The sequence below is a fragment of the Janthinobacterium agaricidamnosum NBRC 102515 = DSM 9628 genome, from assembly GCF_000723165.1.
GTDB classification, from domain to species: domain Bacteria; phylum Pseudomonadota; class Gammaproteobacteria; order Burkholderiales; family Burkholderiaceae_D; genus Janthinobacterium; species Janthinobacterium agaricidamnosum.
Genome location: NZ_HG322949.1, coordinates 977,683 through 994,170, shown reverse-complemented (window position 1 = coordinate 994,170; position 16,488 = coordinate 977,683). Strand labels below are relative to the sequence as shown.

At 60.0% G+C, this 16,488-nt stretch carries 16 protein-coding genes and 1 tRNA gene; 6 read left to right on the top strand and 11 right to left on the bottom strand.

Annotated elements, in window-relative coordinates; genetic code table 11:
• Window positions 1–12: 12 nt before the first annotated feature.
• Window positions 13–567 carry a tyrosine-type recombinase/integrase gene (locus GJA_RS04245; RefSeq protein WP_242404447.1) on the top strand — a complete coding sequence of 185 codons (555 nt, stop codon included), beginning with the start codon at window positions 13–15 and terminating at the stop codon, window positions 565–567.
• An 81-nt stretch (window positions 568–648) separates the two neighbouring features.
• Here GJA_RS04245 and GJA_RS04240 read toward each other — a convergent pair.
• From GJA_RS04240 to ybiB, 9 genes are all read right to left on the bottom strand, one after another.
• A tRNA-Ile gene (locus GJA_RS04240) sits at window positions 649–727 on the bottom strand.
• A gap of 151 nt (window positions 728–878) precedes the next feature.
• The gene (rpoD, locus tag GJA_RS04235) at window positions 879–3,083 is read right to left on the bottom strand and encodes an RNA polymerase sigma factor RpoD (protein WP_422567903.1); all 2,205 of its coding nucleotides are present in this window, start codon (window positions 3,081–3,083) and stop codon (window positions 879–881) included.
• A 553-nt stretch (window positions 3,084–3,636) separates the two neighbouring features.
• A complete protein-coding gene (dnaG, locus tag GJA_RS04230; RefSeq protein WP_038489123.1) occupies window positions 3,637–5,433 on the bottom strand; it encodes a DNA primase in 1,797 nt (598 codons plus the stop codon).
• 98 nt (window positions 5,434–5,531) lie between these two features.
• On the bottom strand, window positions 5,532–5,981 hold the full coding sequence (locus GJA_RS04225; RefSeq protein ID WP_038489121.1) for a GatB/YqeY domain-containing protein: 450 nt from the start codon (window positions 5,979–5,981) through the stop codon (window positions 5,532–5,534).
• A gap of 173 nt (window positions 5,982–6,154) precedes the next feature.
• Window positions 6,155–6,367, bottom strand: a complete 213-nt coding sequence (gene rpsU / locus GJA_RS04220; RefSeq protein ID WP_008451879.1) for a 30S ribosomal protein S21 — start codon at window positions 6,365–6,367, stop codon at window positions 6,155–6,157.
• 143 nt (window positions 6,368–6,510) lie between these two features.
• The gene (locus GJA_RS27960) at window positions 6,511–7,122 is read right to left on the bottom strand and encodes an FxDxF family PEP-CTERM protein (protein ID WP_051780258.1); all 612 of its coding nucleotides are present in this window, start codon (window positions 7,120–7,122) and stop codon (window positions 6,511–6,513) included.
• Window positions 7,123–7,511: 389 nt separating this feature from the next.
• Window positions 7,512–8,111, bottom strand: a complete 600-nt coding sequence (locus tag GJA_RS25975) for an FxDxF family PEP-CTERM protein (protein ID WP_051780257.1) — start codon at window positions 8,109–8,111, stop codon at window positions 7,512–7,514.
• Between the two features lie 103 nt (window positions 8,112–8,214).
• On the bottom strand, window positions 8,215–9,438 hold the full coding sequence (locus GJA_RS04205) for a BaiN/RdsA family NAD(P)/FAD-dependent oxidoreductase (protein ID WP_038489119.1): 1,224 nt from the start codon (window positions 9,436–9,438) through the stop codon (window positions 8,215–8,217).
• 72 nt (window positions 9,439–9,510) lie between these two features.
• Window positions 9,511–10,500, bottom strand: coding sequence for a DNA-binding protein YbiB (gene ybiB / locus GJA_RS04200; RefSeq protein ID WP_038489117.1), 990 nt, complete (start codon window positions 10,498–10,500; stop codon window positions 9,511–9,513).
• A gap of 226 nt (window positions 10,501–10,726) precedes the next feature.
• Between ybiB and GJA_RS04195 the strand changes: the two genes are divergently transcribed.
• The 3 genes from GJA_RS04195 (at window position 10,727) to GJA_RS04185 (ending at window position 12,989) form a co-directional block, all read left to right on the top strand.
• Window positions 10,727–11,017 carry a hypothetical protein gene (locus tag GJA_RS04195; RefSeq protein ID WP_144241419.1) on the top strand — a complete coding sequence of 97 codons (291 nt, stop codon included), beginning with the start codon at window positions 10,727–10,729 and terminating at the stop codon, window positions 11,015–11,017.
• Between the two features lie 28 nt (window positions 11,018–11,045).
• The gene (locus GJA_RS04190; RefSeq protein ID WP_038489113.1) at window positions 11,046–11,723 is read left to right on the top strand and encodes a hypothetical protein; all 678 of its coding nucleotides are present in this window, start codon (window positions 11,046–11,048) and stop codon (window positions 11,721–11,723) included.
• Between the two features lie 198 nt (window positions 11,724–11,921).
• Window positions 11,922–12,989 carry a 3-deoxy-7-phosphoheptulonate synthase gene (locus tag GJA_RS04185; protein ID WP_038489111.1) on the top strand — a complete coding sequence of 356 codons (1,068 nt, stop codon included), beginning with the start codon at window positions 11,922–11,924 and terminating at the stop codon, window positions 12,987–12,989.
• Between the two features lie 47 nt (window positions 12,990–13,036).
• Here GJA_RS04185 and GJA_RS04180 read toward each other — a convergent pair whose 3' ends face one another.
• The gene (locus tag GJA_RS04180) at window positions 13,037–13,462 is read right to left on the bottom strand and encodes a nitrite reductase (NAD(P)H) small subunit (RefSeq protein ID WP_051780255.1); all 426 of its coding nucleotides are present in this window, start codon (window positions 13,460–13,462) and stop codon (window positions 13,037–13,039) included.
• Window positions 13,463–13,708: 246 nt separating this feature from the next.
• Between GJA_RS04180 and GJA_RS04175 the strand changes: the two genes are divergently transcribed.
• Together GJA_RS04175 and tsaD are read left to right on the top strand one after the other, a co-directional pair.
• Window positions 13,709–14,482 carry a PEP-CTERM sorting domain-containing protein gene (locus GJA_RS04175; RefSeq protein ID WP_038489109.1) on the top strand — a complete coding sequence of 258 codons (774 nt, stop codon included), beginning with the start codon at window positions 13,709–13,711 and terminating at the stop codon, window positions 14,480–14,482.
• 71 nt (window positions 14,483–14,553) lie between these two features.
• Window positions 14,554–15,594 carry a tRNA (adenosine(37)-N6)-threonylcarbamoyltransferase complex transferase subunit TsaD gene (gene tsaD, locus GJA_RS04170; RefSeq protein WP_038489107.1) on the top strand — a complete coding sequence of 347 codons (1,041 nt, stop codon included), beginning with the start codon at window positions 14,554–14,556 and terminating at the stop codon, window positions 15,592–15,594.
• A gap of 68 nt (window positions 15,595–15,662) precedes the next feature.
• On the opposite strand, the gene GJA_RS04165 is transcribed toward tsaD, so the two are convergent.
• Window positions 15,663–15,941: a hypothetical protein gene (locus GJA_RS04165; protein WP_038489106.1), complete on the bottom strand. Its 279-nt coding sequence runs from the start codon at window positions 15,939–15,941 to the stop codon at window positions 15,663–15,665.
• Window positions 15,942–16,488 lie beyond the last annotated feature (547 nt).

Here is a 16,488-nt window from a genome sequence, read left to right as displayed (position 1 = left end):
CCGCTGACTAAATTGCGGGCCTTCAAAATTCAGGAAAAAGAGCTGTCATATCTAGAACATGACCAGATCATCACCCTGCTAGCGCAGTTGGATAAATCTACAAATGCCCACGTTTCGCTGGTCACAAAAGTATGCTTGGCAACTGGTGCGCGCTGGGGCGAGTCGGAAAGTCTACGGGCCTCTCAAATACGGAACGGCTTGATTCAGTTCGTGCAAACCAAATCGAGCAAGGCAAGAGCGGTTCCAATCACCGACGACCTAGAGAAATCACTTAAGGCACACCACAAAAACGTCGGTGACGGAGAACGGCTTTTCACAACTGCTTATGCCGCATTTAGAGAAGGACTAAATCAGGCAAAACTGAAACTGTCGGTAGGCCAGCTTACGCACATCTTGCGCCATACGTTTGCAAGTCATTTCATGATGAATGGCGGAAATATCTTAGCCCTACAAAAAGTCTTGGGGCATCACAGCTTAACAATGACGATGCGGTACGCTCACCTGTCACCCGAACACCTGCAAGAGACCCGCCACCTCAATCCGTTGGCGCGGCTAAATCTCTGTTGAACTTCCGTTGAACCTTTGATGAAAGCCAAATAAAAAAAGGGGCTACGCAATCGCGCAACCCCTTGTTTTTATTACGAATTCTGGTGGGCCTCCCGTGAGTCGAACACGGCACCAACGGATTATGAGTCCGCTGCTCTAACCAAGCATGAGCTAGAGGCCCAATGTACTGCTGACACGCCCGGAAATAATGTCTATCCGGCACGCTATCGTAAGGAAACGAAGTGGCGAGGATAGGGGTATCGGGCGCGCTCGTCAAGTGCTAAGTAGCGCTCCGGAAACAACTATCGTTCCGGAGCGCTGCTCCAACACTCTTAATTACCTTCCAGGAAGCTTTTCAGCTTGTCGGAACGCGATGGGTGGCGCAGCTTGCACAGCGCTTTGGCCTCGATCTGGCGGATGCGCTCGCGGGTGACGTCGAACTGTTTGCCGACTTCTTCCAGCGTGTGGTCGGTCGACATTTCGATGCCGAAACGCATGCGCAGTACCTTGGCTTCGCGTGGCGTCAGCGAGTCCAGCACATCCTTGACGACGCCGCGCATCGAGGCGTGCAAGGCCGCGTCGGACGGCGCCAGCGTGTTGTTGTCTTCGATGAAGTCGCCCAGGTGGGAATCGTCGTCGTCGCCGATCGGTGTTTCCATCGAAATCGGTTCCTTGGCGATTTTCATGATCTTGCGGATCTTGTCCTCGGGCATTTCCATCTTGATCGCCAACGTCGCCGGATCGGGCTCGGCGCCGGTTTCTTGCAAGATCTGGCGCGAGATGCGGTTCATCTTGTTGATGGTTTCAATCATGTGCACCGGAATCCGGATGGTGCGCGCCTGGTCGGCGATCGAACGCGTGATGGCCTGGCGTATCCACCAGGTCGCATAGGTCGAGAATTTGTAGCCGCGGCGGTATTCGAATTTGTCGACCGCTTTCATCAAGCCGATGTTGCCTTCCTGGATCAGGTCGAGGAATTGCAAACCGCGGTTGGTGTATTTCTTGGCGATCGAAATAACCAGGCGCAAGTTGGCTTCGGTCATTTCGCGCTTGGCCTTGCGCGCCTTCATTTCACCGGCCGCCATTTGACGGTTGATGTTGCGCAAGTCCGGCAGCGGCAAGACGACGCGCGCCTGCAAGTCGATCAGGCGTTGCTGCAATTCCTTGACGGTCGGAATATTACGGCCCAGGACCGCGCTGTAGGCGTGCCCTGCGTCGACTTCGCCATCGACCCAGTTCAGATTGGTTTCATTGCCTGGGAACACTTTGATGAAGTGGGCGCGCGGCATGCCGCATTTGTTGACGGCGACGTCGAGGATCTGCTTTTCGATGTGGCGCACTTCATCGACCTGGCCGCGCAAGGTGTCGCACAGTTTTTCGACGATCTTGGCGGTGAAGCGGATGCCCAGCAATTCCTGCGAAATCGATTCTTGCGCCTTGGCGTACGGTTTCGAGTTGTAGCCTTCTTTTTCGAAGGCGCGGCGCATCTTGTCGAATTGCTGGGAAATCACGGCGAACTTTTCCAGCGCGCTGCGTTTCAGCGTTTCCAGCTGTTCGGCGGAGAAGCCGGCGGCGCCCGACGGGCTGCTTTCCTCTTCTTCTTCCTCTTCTTCCTCGTCTTCCTCTTCTTCGTCTTCCTCTTCCTCGACGGCGGCGCTCACCACCACCGGCGCGGCTTCCTCATTCTGGTCGACCAGGCCGTCCACCACTTCGTCGATCTTGATTTCGTCGTTGGCGATACGGTCGGCGGCGGCGATGATTTCGGCAATCGTCACAGGGCACGCGGAAATCGCCTGGATCATGTCTTTCAAGCCGTCTTCGATGCGCTTGGCGATTTCGATTTCGCCTTCGCGGGTCAGCAGCTCGACCGACCCCATTTCACGCATATACATGCGCACCGGGTCGGTAGTGCGGCCGAAGTCGGAATCGACGGTCGACAGCGCCGCTTCGGCGGCCGCTTCGGCTTCGTCGTCGCTGGTGACGGTCGCCACGTTGTCGGTCAGCAGCAGGCTTTCGGCGTCGGGCGCGTGTTCGTAGACCGCGATGCCCATGTCGTTGAAGGTGCCGATGATGCCTTCGATGGCTTCCGGATCGACGATGTTTTCAGGCAAATGGTCGTTGATCTCGGCGTAGGTCAGGAAGCCGCGCTCCTTGCCGAACTTGATCAGGGTCTTGAGCTTTTGCCGGCGCCGCTCCAGTTCTTCCTCGGTCGCTTCGGTGTCGGATGAAAACGCGTCCTTCAGCAGCGCGCGCTCTTTCGCCTTGCGATCCTTGGCCTTGGCCTTGTCGACGGCTTTCAGTTCAGCCCGCTCGACGGCGTTCAGCGCGGCGACTTCGTCGTTTTCCGGCTGGAATTCTTTAGGTTTGCGGCCGCGACGGCCTGGCACTTTGACCGAAGGCAAGACATAGCCGGAGGTATCGATCGCCGCCAGCGCGGCCGCATCGGTAGTCTGGCTTACCACCGGCGCGCTGGTGACGCGCGCTTCCGGCTTGTCGATCGCCTTTTCGGCTTTCGTGGTAACTTTAGTGGGCTTCACAGCCGCTTTGGATTCGGGTTTCTTGATTGGCACAGGCGCTTTCGATTACACAACGACTTGCTTTACGGTGGATTAGGATAAAGTTTGCTGCCGGCCCCGCTACAGAGCCACCATCTTCGAACCTGCCGACAAGCCAGGTTCGACACTGTTACGTTACTTACACCTCATCGGCCACGATCTGCGAACCATGCAGTTCCTGACGTTTTCGACAGAAATTTTACTGCATCCGGCAGCGGTTGGGGGCGAGCGCCAAGAATGGTTTGCGGGCAGTTTTGCCACCGGCGCAAAGCACGCTGCAGCGCCGAAACCAACAGTTGGCCCTGGCCGCCGACGCTGTCCCTATGCGCCGATCAAGAGCCTAACTTACTGAAAACAAACACTATTTCCGAAACTGAACTACCTTGCCATAGCATAGAATACTTAGCATTTAATTATAGCACGTCAAAATTCTTTTTCCAGCCTGCGGGACACCCCCTGCCGGGCGTGCCGGGATGACTGGTATTGTTTCCAATCACTTATGTATCTTGCCATTATCCCTATATTAGCAAATGCGCTAGCGGTGGCCTAATTCGGCATCGCGCTCACGCTGCAACTGGTCTTGCTTCGATATAATTTCGCGGTAGCGTACACCAATTTCGTCGGAAGGCAAACCGGCCGCGAACAACTGGTTCAATTCGGTCTTCAGCACGTCCAGTTTCAACTGGCGGATAGTGCTGACCAGCCACGCTTGCTCGCTGTCGTAATCCGATTCCATGCCGGCCGCGATTTCGCCGATGATGCTGTCGTAATCGCCGCCCATTTCCTTCAGGCTCTGCGCCAGCGCGGCAAAACTGCCATGCTGCCCCAGCGCCTGGCCAGCCGCCACCACTTGCGCCAGGCTGGCGCCGGCGTCGGCGCCCAGGTGCTGGAACGCGGCCAGCCCCGCTGCGTCGATCAGCAGCGTCAGCGGCGGATGGGCGATCAGGATGCGGGTGATCTTCAATTCCAGTCCGACCGGCACTGGCCGGCCCGATTTCGGCGGTGCGCGGTGGATCGCCGCCACCGGCTTGGCCAGTTCGAACAGGGTTTCGATTTCCGACGGCGTGGTTTGCGTCAGCGACGCCAGGCCGCGCACGATTTGCAGCCGCAGCGACGATGGCGACATCGCCTGCAGCATCGGCTTGGCGTCGAACTGCGCTCGCGCGCGTCCTTCCGGCGAGTCCATGTCATGCTCGCCGCACGCTTCGCGTATCAGGAATTGCGACAGCGGCATCGCTTCATGCACTTGCTGCTCGAAACCGTCGGCGCCATGGGCGCGGATGTAGCTGTCCGGATCGTGTTCGGCCGGCAAGAACAGGAATTTGATGGTCTTGTCGTCCGCCACATGCGGCAAGCATGCTTCCAGCGCGCGGCGGGCGGCGCGGCGGCCGGCCTTGTCGCCGTCGAAGCTGAAAATGACGGTATCGGTCTGACGCAGCAATTTTTGCACGTGGGTGGTGGTGCACGCGGTCCCCAGCGTCGCCACCGCTTGCGGAAAGCCCATTTGCGCCAGGGCCACCACATCCATATAACCTTCGGTCACCAGCACGTAGCCGGCGTCGCGGATCGCCTGGCGCGCCTCGAACAAGCCATACAGTTCGAAACCCTTGGAAAACAGCGGGGTTTCGGGGGAATTCAAATATTTCGGTTCGCCATGATCCAGCACCCGGCCGCCAAACGCGATCACCTGCCCTTTGGTGTTGCGGATCGGGAACATGATGCGTTCGCGGAAGCGGTCGTAGCGTTTGCGGTTGCCGCCGTCCTCATCAACCTTGTCGATCACCAGGCCGGCTTCGACCAGCGCCAGCACATCGTAATCGGGAAAGACCGAGCGCAAATTGTCCCAGCCTCCGGGCGCGAAACCCATGCCGAAGCGGGCCGCGATTTCGCCGGTCAAGCCGCGATTCTTCAGGTAGGCGATAGCTTCGGTGGCGCCGCGCAACTGGCCGCGATAATAATCGCAAGCATGCGTCATCGCGTCGGACAAGGCCATGCTCTGGGCTTGCATTTGTGCGCGCTGGGCAGGCGGAATCTTGTCGTCCGCTTCCGGCACCACCATGCCGACGCCTTGCGCCAGATCCTTGACCGCGTCGACAAACCCCATGCCCGAATATTCGATCAGGAAACCGATCGATGTCCCATGCGCGCCGCAACCGAAGCAGTGATAAAACTGCTTGGTCGGACTGACCGTGAAACTGGGCGACTTTTCATTGTGGAACGGGCACAAGCCCATGAAATTGGCGCCGCCTTTTTTGAGCTGCACATAACGCCCGACAACGTCAACGATATCGACGCGGTTCAATAAATCGGAAATGAAAGATTGTGGTATCACTTTGCTGGGCGGTCTTTATTATGGGTCAGGCTATACTAGCGCACGCCGCCGGATATTGATCCAGATCAACGCGCGATATGGCATTGCTATGCGCTCGATCAAGCCGGGGTCAGCGCCTTCTTGACCAGCGCGGACACCACCGTCATATCGGCGCGGCCAGCCAGTTTCGGCTTGACGATGGCCATGACCTTGCCCATGTCTTGCGGACCGGCGGCGCCGGAAGCGGCCACGGCGGCGGCGACTTCGGCAGCCACTTCGTCATCGGACAGGCCGGCCGGCATGTAGGCCGACAAGATCGCCAGTTCGACTTTTTCGATGTCAGCCAGGTCGGCGCGGCCGCCCGCCTCGAATTGGGTGATCGAGTCCTTGCGCTGCTTGATCATTTTTTCAACGATGGCCAGCGTCTGGGTATCGGTCACTTCGATGCGCTCGTCGACTTCCTTGCGCTTGATTTCAGCCAGCAGCAGGCGGATGGTGCCCAGCTTGACAGCTTCCTTGGCGCGCATCGCGGCCTTCATATCTTCGGTAATTTGTTCTCTCAAGCCCATGACAACCTCGCTAATGTAATAGATATAAATGCAATAGGTATAAATGCGAAAACCCGCTGCGGCGAACCGGAGCGGGTATGCGACTCATCTGAACCGGCTTGCATTCAAATGTATCAAAATATAACCCGTGGCGAATATGCGCCAACTACCGGGTTAATTCCAATAAAACAGTCTTAGAATAATTTTTTCGGCAGTTGTTGGCTGCGGATGCGTTTGTAATGACGCTTGACAGCAGCTGCCAGCTTGCGCTTGCGCTCAGCTGTTGGCTTTTCGTAGAATTCGCGTGCGCGCAATTCGGTCAGCAGGCCGGTTTTTTCGATAGTGCGCTTGAAGCGACGCATTGCGACTTCGAACGGCTCGTTTTCTTTAAGGCGAATAGTGGTCATGTAAAAATTCAAACCGTTGATATAGGAAGAGGTAGATAGTAGCAGCTTTTATTCAAAAAGGGAAGCCCCGATGCCGCTTGCGCCTGGTTTCCAGCGATAGCGGCGGATGCCAAAACAACACCCGCCCCGCTCTTCTCCCTGGATCAGGCAACTGCCTTCCTGCGGCGCACCACAAAACCCAGCAAGCCCAGGCCGGCCAGCAGCATCGCATAGGTTTCCGGTTCCGGTACGGCGCTGACGTTGACGGCCTTGATATTATCGAGGAAAGCGGAAGTATCTCGCGCATTGCCCGGATTTAAGCCGGCAAACGTCAGCGTATGGCTGCCGGCGCCGATATTGAACGCCGACGCGGTATTGTTTTTCCAGCCATACCCATTAAAGCTGTACAGCCCCAATTGCTGGCCATCCAGGCTGACTTCGACAACCTGGCCGACATTGTAGCCCGGACGCAAGGCCAAATCGAAGGAGAAGCTGTAATCGGCGGTCTCGGTGGTGGTGAATGTTTGCGCAATACTGGAAGTATTTTGCAAGAAAGCAAAATACCGGCCGTCGCTGGCCGTGCCATTCCAGGCGGTGCCGCTGGCCGATACGCCAGACCAGGTCTTGCTGAATACCCAATCGGCCGCCACTTGCCCATACGCATAGTTGGAACCGACCGTATTGATTTCAAAGCTGGTATTTTTCAGGATAGGCGTGTCGGCCGATGCGCCGCTGCTCGCCAAGGCAAGTACGGCACTGATCAAGAGACGTTTCATCAAGACTCCATAAGTGGCAGATTAAGAGCCTATCCCAGTAGTGAGCGTCGTCTGCTGGCCGCGCATCAGCAGCGCGGACCAGGCGTGAGGAGCAAGCGTGGCAAGCCACGCAGTCCCCGCTACTGAGGGGCGCCAGAAGAGGGCGTATTCATCTACCGGGATAGGCTCCAAGACCATAAATGCTATATAAAAAGCAATTGAGTCTCAATTATTCAATTGACTTATACAGAATCATGATGTCAAGTAAACTACTGTTTCGATAGTAACGTAATGCCGACGGCGATGCGAGGCGGCCGCGTCGCCGCGCGGATGCTGCACGGCTGTCCCGCAATACTTGCGCGGCATTGCCAGGCATGCCGGATGCATCCCGGACGCCAGGCAGCGCTATATCAGGCAGCAGTCTTGCGGCGGCGTACCACGAAACCGAGCAAGCCGAAACCGGCCAGCATCATCGCGTAGGTTTCCGGTTCCGGCACGGCGCTGAGCACCTTGACATTATCGACGAAGGCCGAAGTATCGCCGGCATTGGTCAAGCCGGTGAACGTCAGCGTATGCTTGCCGGCGCCGACATTCAGGGCCGTGGCGCTGCGGTTGCTCCAGCCCGGGCCATCGAAGGTATATCGTCCCAATTGCTGGCCGTCCAGGCTGACGCCGACCACCTGGCCGGCTTGCAGCACCGGACGCAAGGCCAGGTCGAAGGTAAACGTGTAATCGCCGGCCTCGTCGGTGGCAAAGGTTTGCGAAATGCTGGAGGCGGTCTGCAGGAAGGCGAAATAACGGCCATCGCTGGCGGCGCCGCCCCAGGCGGTGCCGCTGGCCGATACGCCGGACTTGCCCGTGAATACCCAATCGGGCGCCACTTGGCCATAACCGTAATCATTTCCGACCAGATTGATTTCAAAGCTGGCATTTTTCAGCACAGGCACCGCGCCATGCGCATTCACACTGAACAAGGCGACAGTCGCGGCGGCGATCAACAAACGTTTCATTCAAACTCCATGGTGACAAATTATAAGGTCAGCAAGAGTAAGCAAAAGTCAATTTAATGTCAATTACTCAATTGAATTATATGAAAGCCAAACCTATTGCAAACTACTGCTCCGATTGCAACGCCATCCCTGCGGCAACACCCGACGCCCACGCCCACTGGAAGTTGTAACCGCCCAGCCAGCCCGTCACATCGACCGATTCACCGATGAAATACAAACCCGGCACCTTGTTGGCCATCATGGTTTGCTGCGACAGTTCGCGCGTATCGATGCCGCCGCGCGTCACTTCCGCCTTGCGGTAGCCTTCGGAACCGTTCGGCACGATAGACCACTGGTTGATGGCCTGGCCCAGCTTGCGCAATGTGGCATCCGGCAAGTCGGCGATGCGCGCATCGGCCGCCAGGCCATTGGCGCTGAGCAAACTGTCGGCCAGCCGCACCGGCAGCCATTGCGACACGATATTGCCGAGTTGCTTCTTCAGGCTGCCCTTGCCCTCGATCAGGGTCGCGGCGACGTCCATTTCCGGCAGCAAGTTGACGACAATCGGCGTGCCCGGCTGCCAAAAGCTGGAAATTTGCAGGATCGCCGGGCCGGACAAACCACGATGCGTGAACAGCAAGTCTTCGCGGAACCGCGCGCCGCTTGGGTTGCGGCCTTTCAGGCTGCCGGTTTCGACATCCACTTCCAGCGCGATGCCGGACAATTCGGCGTACGGCGCCCAGATCGCCGGATCGAAGGTCAGCGGCACCAGCGCCGGACGCGGCTCGACCAGACGCAAGTCAAATTGCTGGGCGATACGATAGGCAAAGTCGGTGGCGCCGATTTTCGGGATCGACAAGCCACCGGTGGCGACCACCACGCTGCCGGCCACGATGTCGCCGCTGTCGGTACCCAGCAAGAAGCCGCCCTCCGGACGGCGTGCCAGCGACCCGATCTTGCACGGCATGCGCCAGTGCACGTCGCTGGCAGCGCACTCATCCTTTAACATGTCGATGATTTGCTCGGCCGACTCGTTGCAGAACAGTTGGCCCTTGTGCTTTTCGTGATAAGCGATGCGGTATTTTTTGATGAGCGCCAGGAAGTCCTGCGGCGTATAACGCGACAAGGCGCTTTTGCAAAAGTGAGGATTGTCCGACAGGAAATTTTGCGGTCCGGCCTGCAAATTAGTAAAGTTACAACGCCCGCCACCGGAGATGCGGATTTTCTCGGCCAGCTTGCCCGCATGATCGATCAATACCACGCGCTTGCCGCGCTGCGCCGCCACTGCCGCGCACATCATGCCGGCCGCGCCCGCGCCGATTACTGCCACATCATATTGTTTTGCCATGAAAATTCCGGTCCCGCCTGATTACAAAAGCGACATTGTAAACTGCCGGGAGCCGCAGGAAGCGCTGTTTTTTTAGCGCTGCATAAAGCGCTGCGCCAAGCCGCGCGATGCGGCCAGGCACTGTTCGACCTGCTCGGCGATCGATTCCGGCACCAGGATTTCGCCGCGTAATACGGCCTGTATCCACTGTGCCGTGGTGGCCGCATCCTTATCGACCGGCAAGACCGGCAAGCTTTGCACCAGCGTCTGCTTTTCCACCAGCAAGGTGCGCCGGCCATCGTGAAACCAGTCGATTTGCTGCGCCTTGTTGGCGTTGGCCACGGTTTCGCCCTCGGTGCCGCGCATCAGGAACGCATCGCCGCGCGCATGCGGCGCGGCCGCGACGAAATACTCGCCCAGCATTTCCAGGTATTCAGGATGGGTGTACGACACCAGCCGCAACGCCGGTCCGGTGAACGGCTGCATGATCTTGACCAGCGTGTGGGTCGAATTGCGCACCCCCAGGATGCGCCGCAGCGACAGCAAATGCGCCAGTTGCGGCGCCAGGTCGTCGATGGCGATGAAGGCCGGTTCGCCACGGTCCAGCGCCGCCTCGGCCTCGGCATGCGAACGCGCGGCGGGCAAGCCCAGCGCCTGGAACACTTCGGCCGTGGTGATGCGGCCGGGATCGCTGGCCACGCCATGCACCAGCACCGGCACGCCGCGGCGCGCCAGCAGCAGCGCCAGCAAGGCGGTCAGGTTGGCCATCTTGCGCGCCCCGTTATAACTTGGAATGACTACCGGCGCATGCTCGCCGGGCGGCGCGGCCAGCGGCGCGAACGACGCTTCGGCGGCGTCCAGGAAGCCGGCGATTTCTTCGACCGATTCGCCCTTGATGCGCATCGACAACAAGATACCGCCCAGTTCCAGGTCGGACACGCGGCCTTGCAGCATCGCGCCGTACAGCGCCTCGGCGTCGGTGCGGCTCATGCTGCGGGCGCCATTCTTGCCGCGCCCGATTTCCTTGATGAAACGGGCGGCGCTAAAGGGGGCGAGAGGTTCGGCGGGGGCGGAAGTATGCATCGGCGAGAGCTTACACGGATTTGCGTGGCCCTTCCATGCCCGCCCCGGAAATACGCACAAAATCACGGCGCGCGCCGGTCTGCTTGCCTGACGGCCCTTTCCGCTTTTTTTGAAAAATTCCTGAAAAATTTGAATCCAGTTCCGCGCCGGCTGCGTATAAGGCTGAACCAGCAGCCGGGCAAGCCCGCATCATGCCGCGCCGTTCCATCAGCCATCGGAGAAAGACATGTCAGTTTTGCTATCAAGAACTTTCCTCAACACGGTGGTACCGGGGAATGGTCTTGCCTGCGTGTCCGCGCCCGGCGCGATGACAGGCACAGGCATCGTGCACCGCTTGCCGATACTGTTCGCGGCGCTGCTGGGACTGGTCGGCAGCGCCAGTCCGGCGCTGGCTTGCGCACTGCATCGTACCTGGTTTTACCGCTGGCTGCTGGGCGGCGCTTCACTGTTGATCATGCTGGCGCTAGCGGCCTGGCTGGTCGAACGGACGTTTGGCGTGCAGTTAACGCCACTGTGATGGTGTTATTTCCTGTCAGGAGAAAATCATGAAAAACCCTTCCCGCGCCGTACTCGGCATCGAAGTCAGCAAACTGTGGATCAAGGCCGTGTTGCTGGCCCATGGCGAAATCTTTATCAAGGCGCTGGAAAACGACCTGGCGGGCCACCGCTGGCTGTGCGGCTGGCTGCTCAGGCACGACGTCGAAGCCGATGGCCTGCATGTGTGCCTGCTGGTGAACGGCCCGTACGGCGAAGCGCCGGCCTTGAACCTGGCCGGCTTGGGCATGCAGATCCACGACGCCGATCCCGGCGCGCTGGAACAATTCCGGCAAAGCGACATGCCGCACCAGGAAGTCAGCGGCCCGAAATCGGCGCTGGCCCTGTTGCTGGCGCGCTTTTGCGCGGCCGGCCACGCCACGCCCTGGGAGGCGCCGGCGCCCGGCGAACTGGCGCTGCGCCTGAATCTACGGCGCCTGAAAATACTCAACCTGGTGCGGCTGCAGGAACGCGAACGGCTGGGCCAGCATCTGCGGGCCGGCCAGCACGCGCTGTTCATGCTGCTGCAAAGCCAGATCGTCTGCATCGAGCAGCAAATCGACCAGCAGCAGCAGGAAATCGACGCCTATATGCGCAGCCATCCGGCGCTGCGGACCAGCCCGCCGGTGCGCCGGCCGGCGCCGCTCGCCGGCCAGGAAGCCAGCCGGAATCGCGCGCTGCCGCACTGACGGCAGCGAACCGGCAGCGCACCTTTTTTCGCCCCCGCCTTCAGACGCGCCTTTTCGGGCGTCTTTTTTTTGTCACTTACTCATTGTTTCCTGTCCCTGTTTTTGAACTGCCGGGCACCGCCAGCGCGCATTTCCGCTACACTAATGCATCTTAATTATGTACGCACCCAGTACGCACCGCCGAAAGCCAGCAGAATCATGACTACTCCCGATCTCGAAAATATCAACATCACTTCATTCGCGCCAATGCCGTCGCCGGAAGCCCTGCACGCCAAATTGCCGCTGACCGAAGCCGCCTCGAAGACCGTCAACGAAGGCCGCGAAACCCTGCGCGACATCATCGACCGCAAGGATAAACGCCTGTTCGTGGTGGTCGGCCCCTGCTCGATCCACGATCCGGTGGCCGGCCTCGATTACGCGCGCCGCCTGAAGGCGCTGCAAGCCGTGGTCAAGGGCACCATGGTGCTGGTGATGCGGGTGTATTTCGAAAAGCCGCGCACCACCACCGGCTGGAAAGGGTATATCAACGATCCGCACATGGACGATTCCTTCCGGGTCGATATCGGCATGGAAAAGGCGCGTCAATTCCTGCTCGACGTGTGCGAGCTGGGCTTGCCGACCGCCACCGAAGCGCTGGACCCGATCTCGCCGCAATACCTGGGCGACCTGATCGCCTGGACCGCGATCGGTGCGCGCACCACCGAATCGCAAACCCACCGCGAAATGTCGTCCGGCCTGTCGACCCCGGTCGGCTTCAAGAACGGCACCGACGGCGACATCAGCATCGCCGTCAACGCGATCCTGTCGTCGGCCCATCCGCACTCCTTCCTGGGCATCAATAGCGAAGGCAATGTGTCGATCGTGCGCACCCGCGGCAACGCCTACGGCCACGTGGTGCTGCGCGGCGGCGACGGCCGTCCGAACTACGATTCGGTGTCGGTGGCGATCGCCGAACAGGCGCTGGCCAAGGCCAGGCTGCCGGCCAACCTGGTGGTCGACTGCTCGCATGCGAACAGCTACAAGAAGCCGGAACTGCAACCGCTGGTGATGGCCGACGTAGTCAACCAGATCCGCCACGGCAACCAGTCGCTGGTCGGCGTAATGATCGAATCGAACATCGTCGGCGGCAACCAGAAGATTCCGCAAGACCTGTCGCAGCTGACCTACGGCTGCTCGGTCACCGACGGCTGCATCGACTGGGACACCACCGAAACCATGCTGCGCGACGCCCACACCCAATTGCTGCAGCGTCCTTTGTTCGGCTAAGGTAATTTACGCCGGGTTGCGGCTTCGGCCAGCCCGGCCTGCCGTCGCTACGCCATCTGCAAATGCGGCAGCACCGCCAGCGAGCCGGCCAGCGCCCATTCGGCGCGGCTGGCCGGGGTATTCATTTCATTCAAGTCCAGGCACACGCGGCCATCGGCGATACGCACCCGGTAAGTCCGCACATAAGCGATCTCGGGCGCCACCTGGCGGCCGGTATCCAATTCAATCGTCCAGCTATTGCGCGGCCCCAGCAAATTGCTGCCTGCCACCACGCCCTGCGCCAACGAGCCGCCCGGCCCCGCGCCCTTGCTGCACGATGGGCAACAGTCGAGCAGCGCATACACCTTGTCGTCAGCCGTGCGAAACAGCGCCACGCCGGGCAGATCCTGCCATGCCAGGCCGCGCTGCACCAGCCGCGCGCCTTGCAGCGGCACATCCTTCAACTTGCAAATCACTTTCCACCGTTCGGTCATTTGAATCTCCATTCGCAAATGCACAGCGCTGACCTAAGCAAGAGCGATGCCAAGAGTCCGCAGGGTGCTTGGCATCGCCTATCGGCGAGATGCACTGGAGCGGTGCGCCGCAGCGCCGAAAATGGTGCGGAATGTCTTGCGGCGGAACAAAAATATGAACTTGATACTTTAAATGCATTATTAATATTAAATATGGATTAATATTAAGAAAGAAGCAAATCCATCCATCACCATCACGAGGCCACCATGCATTTCCTGACACGCGCCGCCATCACCGGCATCGCCGCATTGCTGATCGCCCCCGGCGCCTACGCGCAGCAGCCGACGACCTTCAGCGCGTTTTCGCTCGACCATTTGGTCCAGGACACATCCCGCACCGAACCGATACTGCCGCTGAAAGTGCTGTCCGATGCCGATGGCGTCACCCGGATCGGCCTCGACACGCTGGAGCATCTCGGCCCGGCCCTGTCGGGCGGCCTGCTGATCAATCGCTGGTACCGCTTATCGATGCAATTGGCGGCGCTGCCCGGCTACCAGATTACCGGCTTCGAATTTTCCAGCGACCTGGCCGGCGTGCTGCGGCCCAGCGCCCCGCCGGCCAACGCGATCCCGAAAGGGCAATCCCCTGGAACCGCCAATAACTATGCGCGGGCCGCGCTCGCCGTGTCGGGCCTGGATGGCGTCACGTATGCCTCGTCAATGCTCAGGCAGGACGACGTGACCGGCGCCGGCCAGCTCGGGCTGAACGGCGCGGCCAGCGCCTTTCCCGACGTGATGACGCTGTCGATGGACGCCTTCCTGTTTGCCAGCGCCAGCTACGGCCGTTACCACGACAAGGATGGCAATGAATTAAAAGTGCCGTCGTTTGCGTCGATCGCCATCAGCAATCCGGTATTGACGATTTATTCGGCCGCGCTGCCGGTCCCCGAACCAGGCACCTGGATGATGCTGCTGGCCGGCCTCGGCCTGATGACGGCGTGGCATGCGCGCCGTTCCAAGGCGGGCAAACACCGGGCCTGAGCGCCGCCCAGGAGCCGCCGCGGCGGCTTTCCTTTACAATGGCGGGTTTAATGCACCTGATATAACTCCCCATGATTGTTCTCGGCGTCGAATCCTCCTGTGACGAAACCGGCCTGGCCTTATACGACACGCAACGCGGTCTGCTGTCGCACGCCCTGTATTCCCAGGTCGCGATGCACGAGCAATACGGCGGCGTGGTGCCGGAACTGGCGTCGCGCGACCATATCCGGCGCGCCATCCCGCTGCTGCAGGAAACCCTGGCCAAGGCCGGTCTCGCGCTGAAGGACATCGACGCGATCGCCTACACCCAGGGACCGGGCCTGGCCGGCGCGCTGCTGGTCGGCTCGTCGGTGGCGTGCAGCCTCGGGCTGGCGGCCAACAAGCCGGTGCTCGGCATCCATCACCTGGAAGGCCATCTGCTGTCGCCGCTGCTGGCGTCGGAACCGCCGGCATTCCCGTTTATCGCGCTGCTGGTGTCGGGCGGCCATACCCAGCTGATGCGGGTCGACGGCGTCGGACAATACACCTTGCTGGGCGAAACGCTGGACGACGCGGCCGGCGAAGCGTTCGACAAGTCGGCCAAGCTGCTGGGCCTCGGTTATCCGGGCGGCCCGGCGATTTCTCGGCTGGCCGAATTCGGCGACCCGGCGGCCTACAAGCTGCCGCGCCCGATGCTGCATTCCAAGGATTTGAACTTCAGCTTTTCCGGCCTGAAAACGGCGGTGCTGACGGTGGTCAAGAACCACGACGAAAAAATCATCGCCAATATCTGCCAACAGGACAAGGCCAATATCGCGCGCGGTTTTGTCGACGCCATCGTCGACGTGCTGACCGCCAAATGCGTCAGCGCGCTGAAACAGACCGGATTGAAGCGGCTGGTGATCGCCGGCGGCGTCGGCGCCAACAGCCAGCTGCGCGCATCGCTGAACGCGGCGGCGGCAAAAAAACGCTTCAAGGTGTATTACCCGGAACTGGAATTCTGCACCGACAATGGCGCGATGATCGCCTTTGCCGGCGCGATGCGGCTGCAAATCAATCCACAGGCGGCCAAGTACGATTATGCGTTCAACGTGCGGCCGCGCTGGCCGCTGGACCAGATCAGGGAAGTCTGAGTTTCGTCATGCCGCCCCGGCTGGCCGCGCTTGCCGGCGGCACAGACAATCCTGCCAATGCGCGCGCGTCAGCGCGGATGGTCAAACAGTTTCAGCGCCTCGTTCCAGGCGGCCAGCGGGGTCGGGAAATGGCTGTTTTTCTCGGCAATGATGTGCCACGCCAGCACCAGCATCGCCAGGCATAGCAGCGGTCGCAGGATTTTCAGCGCATAAGCACGCAGGCGCGACTCTCCGCCGCCGAGCACATAACCGCGCGCCGCCAGCCGCTCGCTGCGCAGCGGCTTGTCCATGCCGCTCAAGGCCGGATCGGCCAGCGGTAAACCGTTTTCTTTCAACACCGCACTCATATTCTGTTCCTCCGGGTGAGTCCCTGTCAGGGGGTGATCTTGAACGACGAGGCATGCGCTTGCGGATTCGGATCGTCCCGTGGCACGCCGTCGACCAGCCTGTAACTGCGCATGGCCGATGCCGTATTATTTAGAGCCTATCCCAGTAGTGAGCGTCTTCTGCTGGCAGCGCATCAGCAGCGCGGACCAGGCGTGAGGAGGACGCGTGGCGAGCCACGCGACGACGATCAACGCAGTCCCCGCTACTGAGGGGCGCCAGAAGAGGGCGTATTCATCTACTGGGATAGGCTCTTAGTGCGGCGGGTCGAATCGATATGGCTGTTCTTGCTCATCCTGGGCCGCCAATGCCGGACATTTACCCATGTCCCAGCAAGCGGCATGCCAGCATGATCCGGCGTTTGGCGCGGTTCTCCACGGGCGTCTGTCAGCTGTACCGATCCTGTTCCAGCACTGTTTTTGTGCAATGCACCAGAATCGCACACGGTATCACCAGATCGGGTTAACCGTCAGGACAGCTGCAATCAATGGCCGGCGTAGCCGGAGTGAC

What these genes read in the sequence shown, in the direction of transcription:
- GJA_RS04205 (WP_038489119.1), bottom strand. Translation starts at nt 9,438, where the DNA reads ATGGCAAAACAATATGATGTGGCAGTAATCGGCGCGGGCGCGGCCGGC.
- GJA_RS04165 (WP_038489106.1), bottom strand. Translation starts at nt 15,941, where the DNA reads ATGAGTGCGGTGTTGAAAGAAAACGGTTTACCGCTGGCCGATCCGGCC.
- GJA_RS04175 (WP_038489109.1), top strand. Translation starts at nt 13,709, where the DNA reads ATGCATTTCCTGACACGCGCCGCCATCACCGGCATCGCCGCATTGCTG.
- GJA_RS04185 (WP_038489111.1), top strand. Translation starts at nt 11,922, where the DNA reads ATGACTACTCCCGATCTCGAAAATATCAACATCACTTCATTCGCGCCA.
- GJA_RS25975 (WP_051780257.1), bottom strand. Translation starts at nt 8,111, where the DNA reads ATGAAACGTTTGTTGATCGCCGCCGCGACTGTCGCCTTGTTCAGTGTG.
- GJA_RS04225 (WP_038489121.1), bottom strand. Translation starts at nt 5,981, where the DNA reads ATGGGCTTGAGAGAACAAATTACCGAAGATATGAAGGCCGCGATGCGC.
- tsaD (WP_038489107.1), top strand. Translation starts at nt 14,554, where the DNA reads ATGATTGTTCTCGGCGTCGAATCCTCCTGTGACGAAACCGGCCTGGCC.
- GJA_RS04195 (WP_144241419.1), top strand. Translation starts at nt 10,727, where the DNA reads ATGTCAGTTTTGCTATCAAGAACTTTCCTCAACACGGTGGTACCGGGG.
- rpsU (WP_008451879.1), bottom strand. Translation starts at nt 6,367, where the DNA reads ATGACCACTATTCGCCTTAAAGAAAACGAGCCGTTCGAAGTCGCAATG.
- GJA_RS04180 (WP_051780255.1), bottom strand. Translation starts at nt 13,462, where the DNA reads ATGACCGAACGGTGGAAAGTGATTTGCAAGTTGAAGGATGTGCCGCTG.
- GJA_RS27960 (WP_051780258.1), bottom strand. Translation starts at nt 7,122, where the DNA reads ATGAAACGTCTCTTGATCAGTGCCGTACTTGCCTTGGCGAGCAGCGGC.
- ybiB (WP_038489117.1), bottom strand. Translation starts at nt 10,500, where the DNA reads ATGCATACTTCCGCCCCCGCCGAACCTCTCGCCCCCTTTAGCGCCGCC.
- GJA_RS04190 (WP_038489113.1), top strand. Translation starts at nt 11,046, where the DNA reads ATGAAAAACCCTTCCCGCGCCGTACTCGGCATCGAAGTCAGCAAACTG.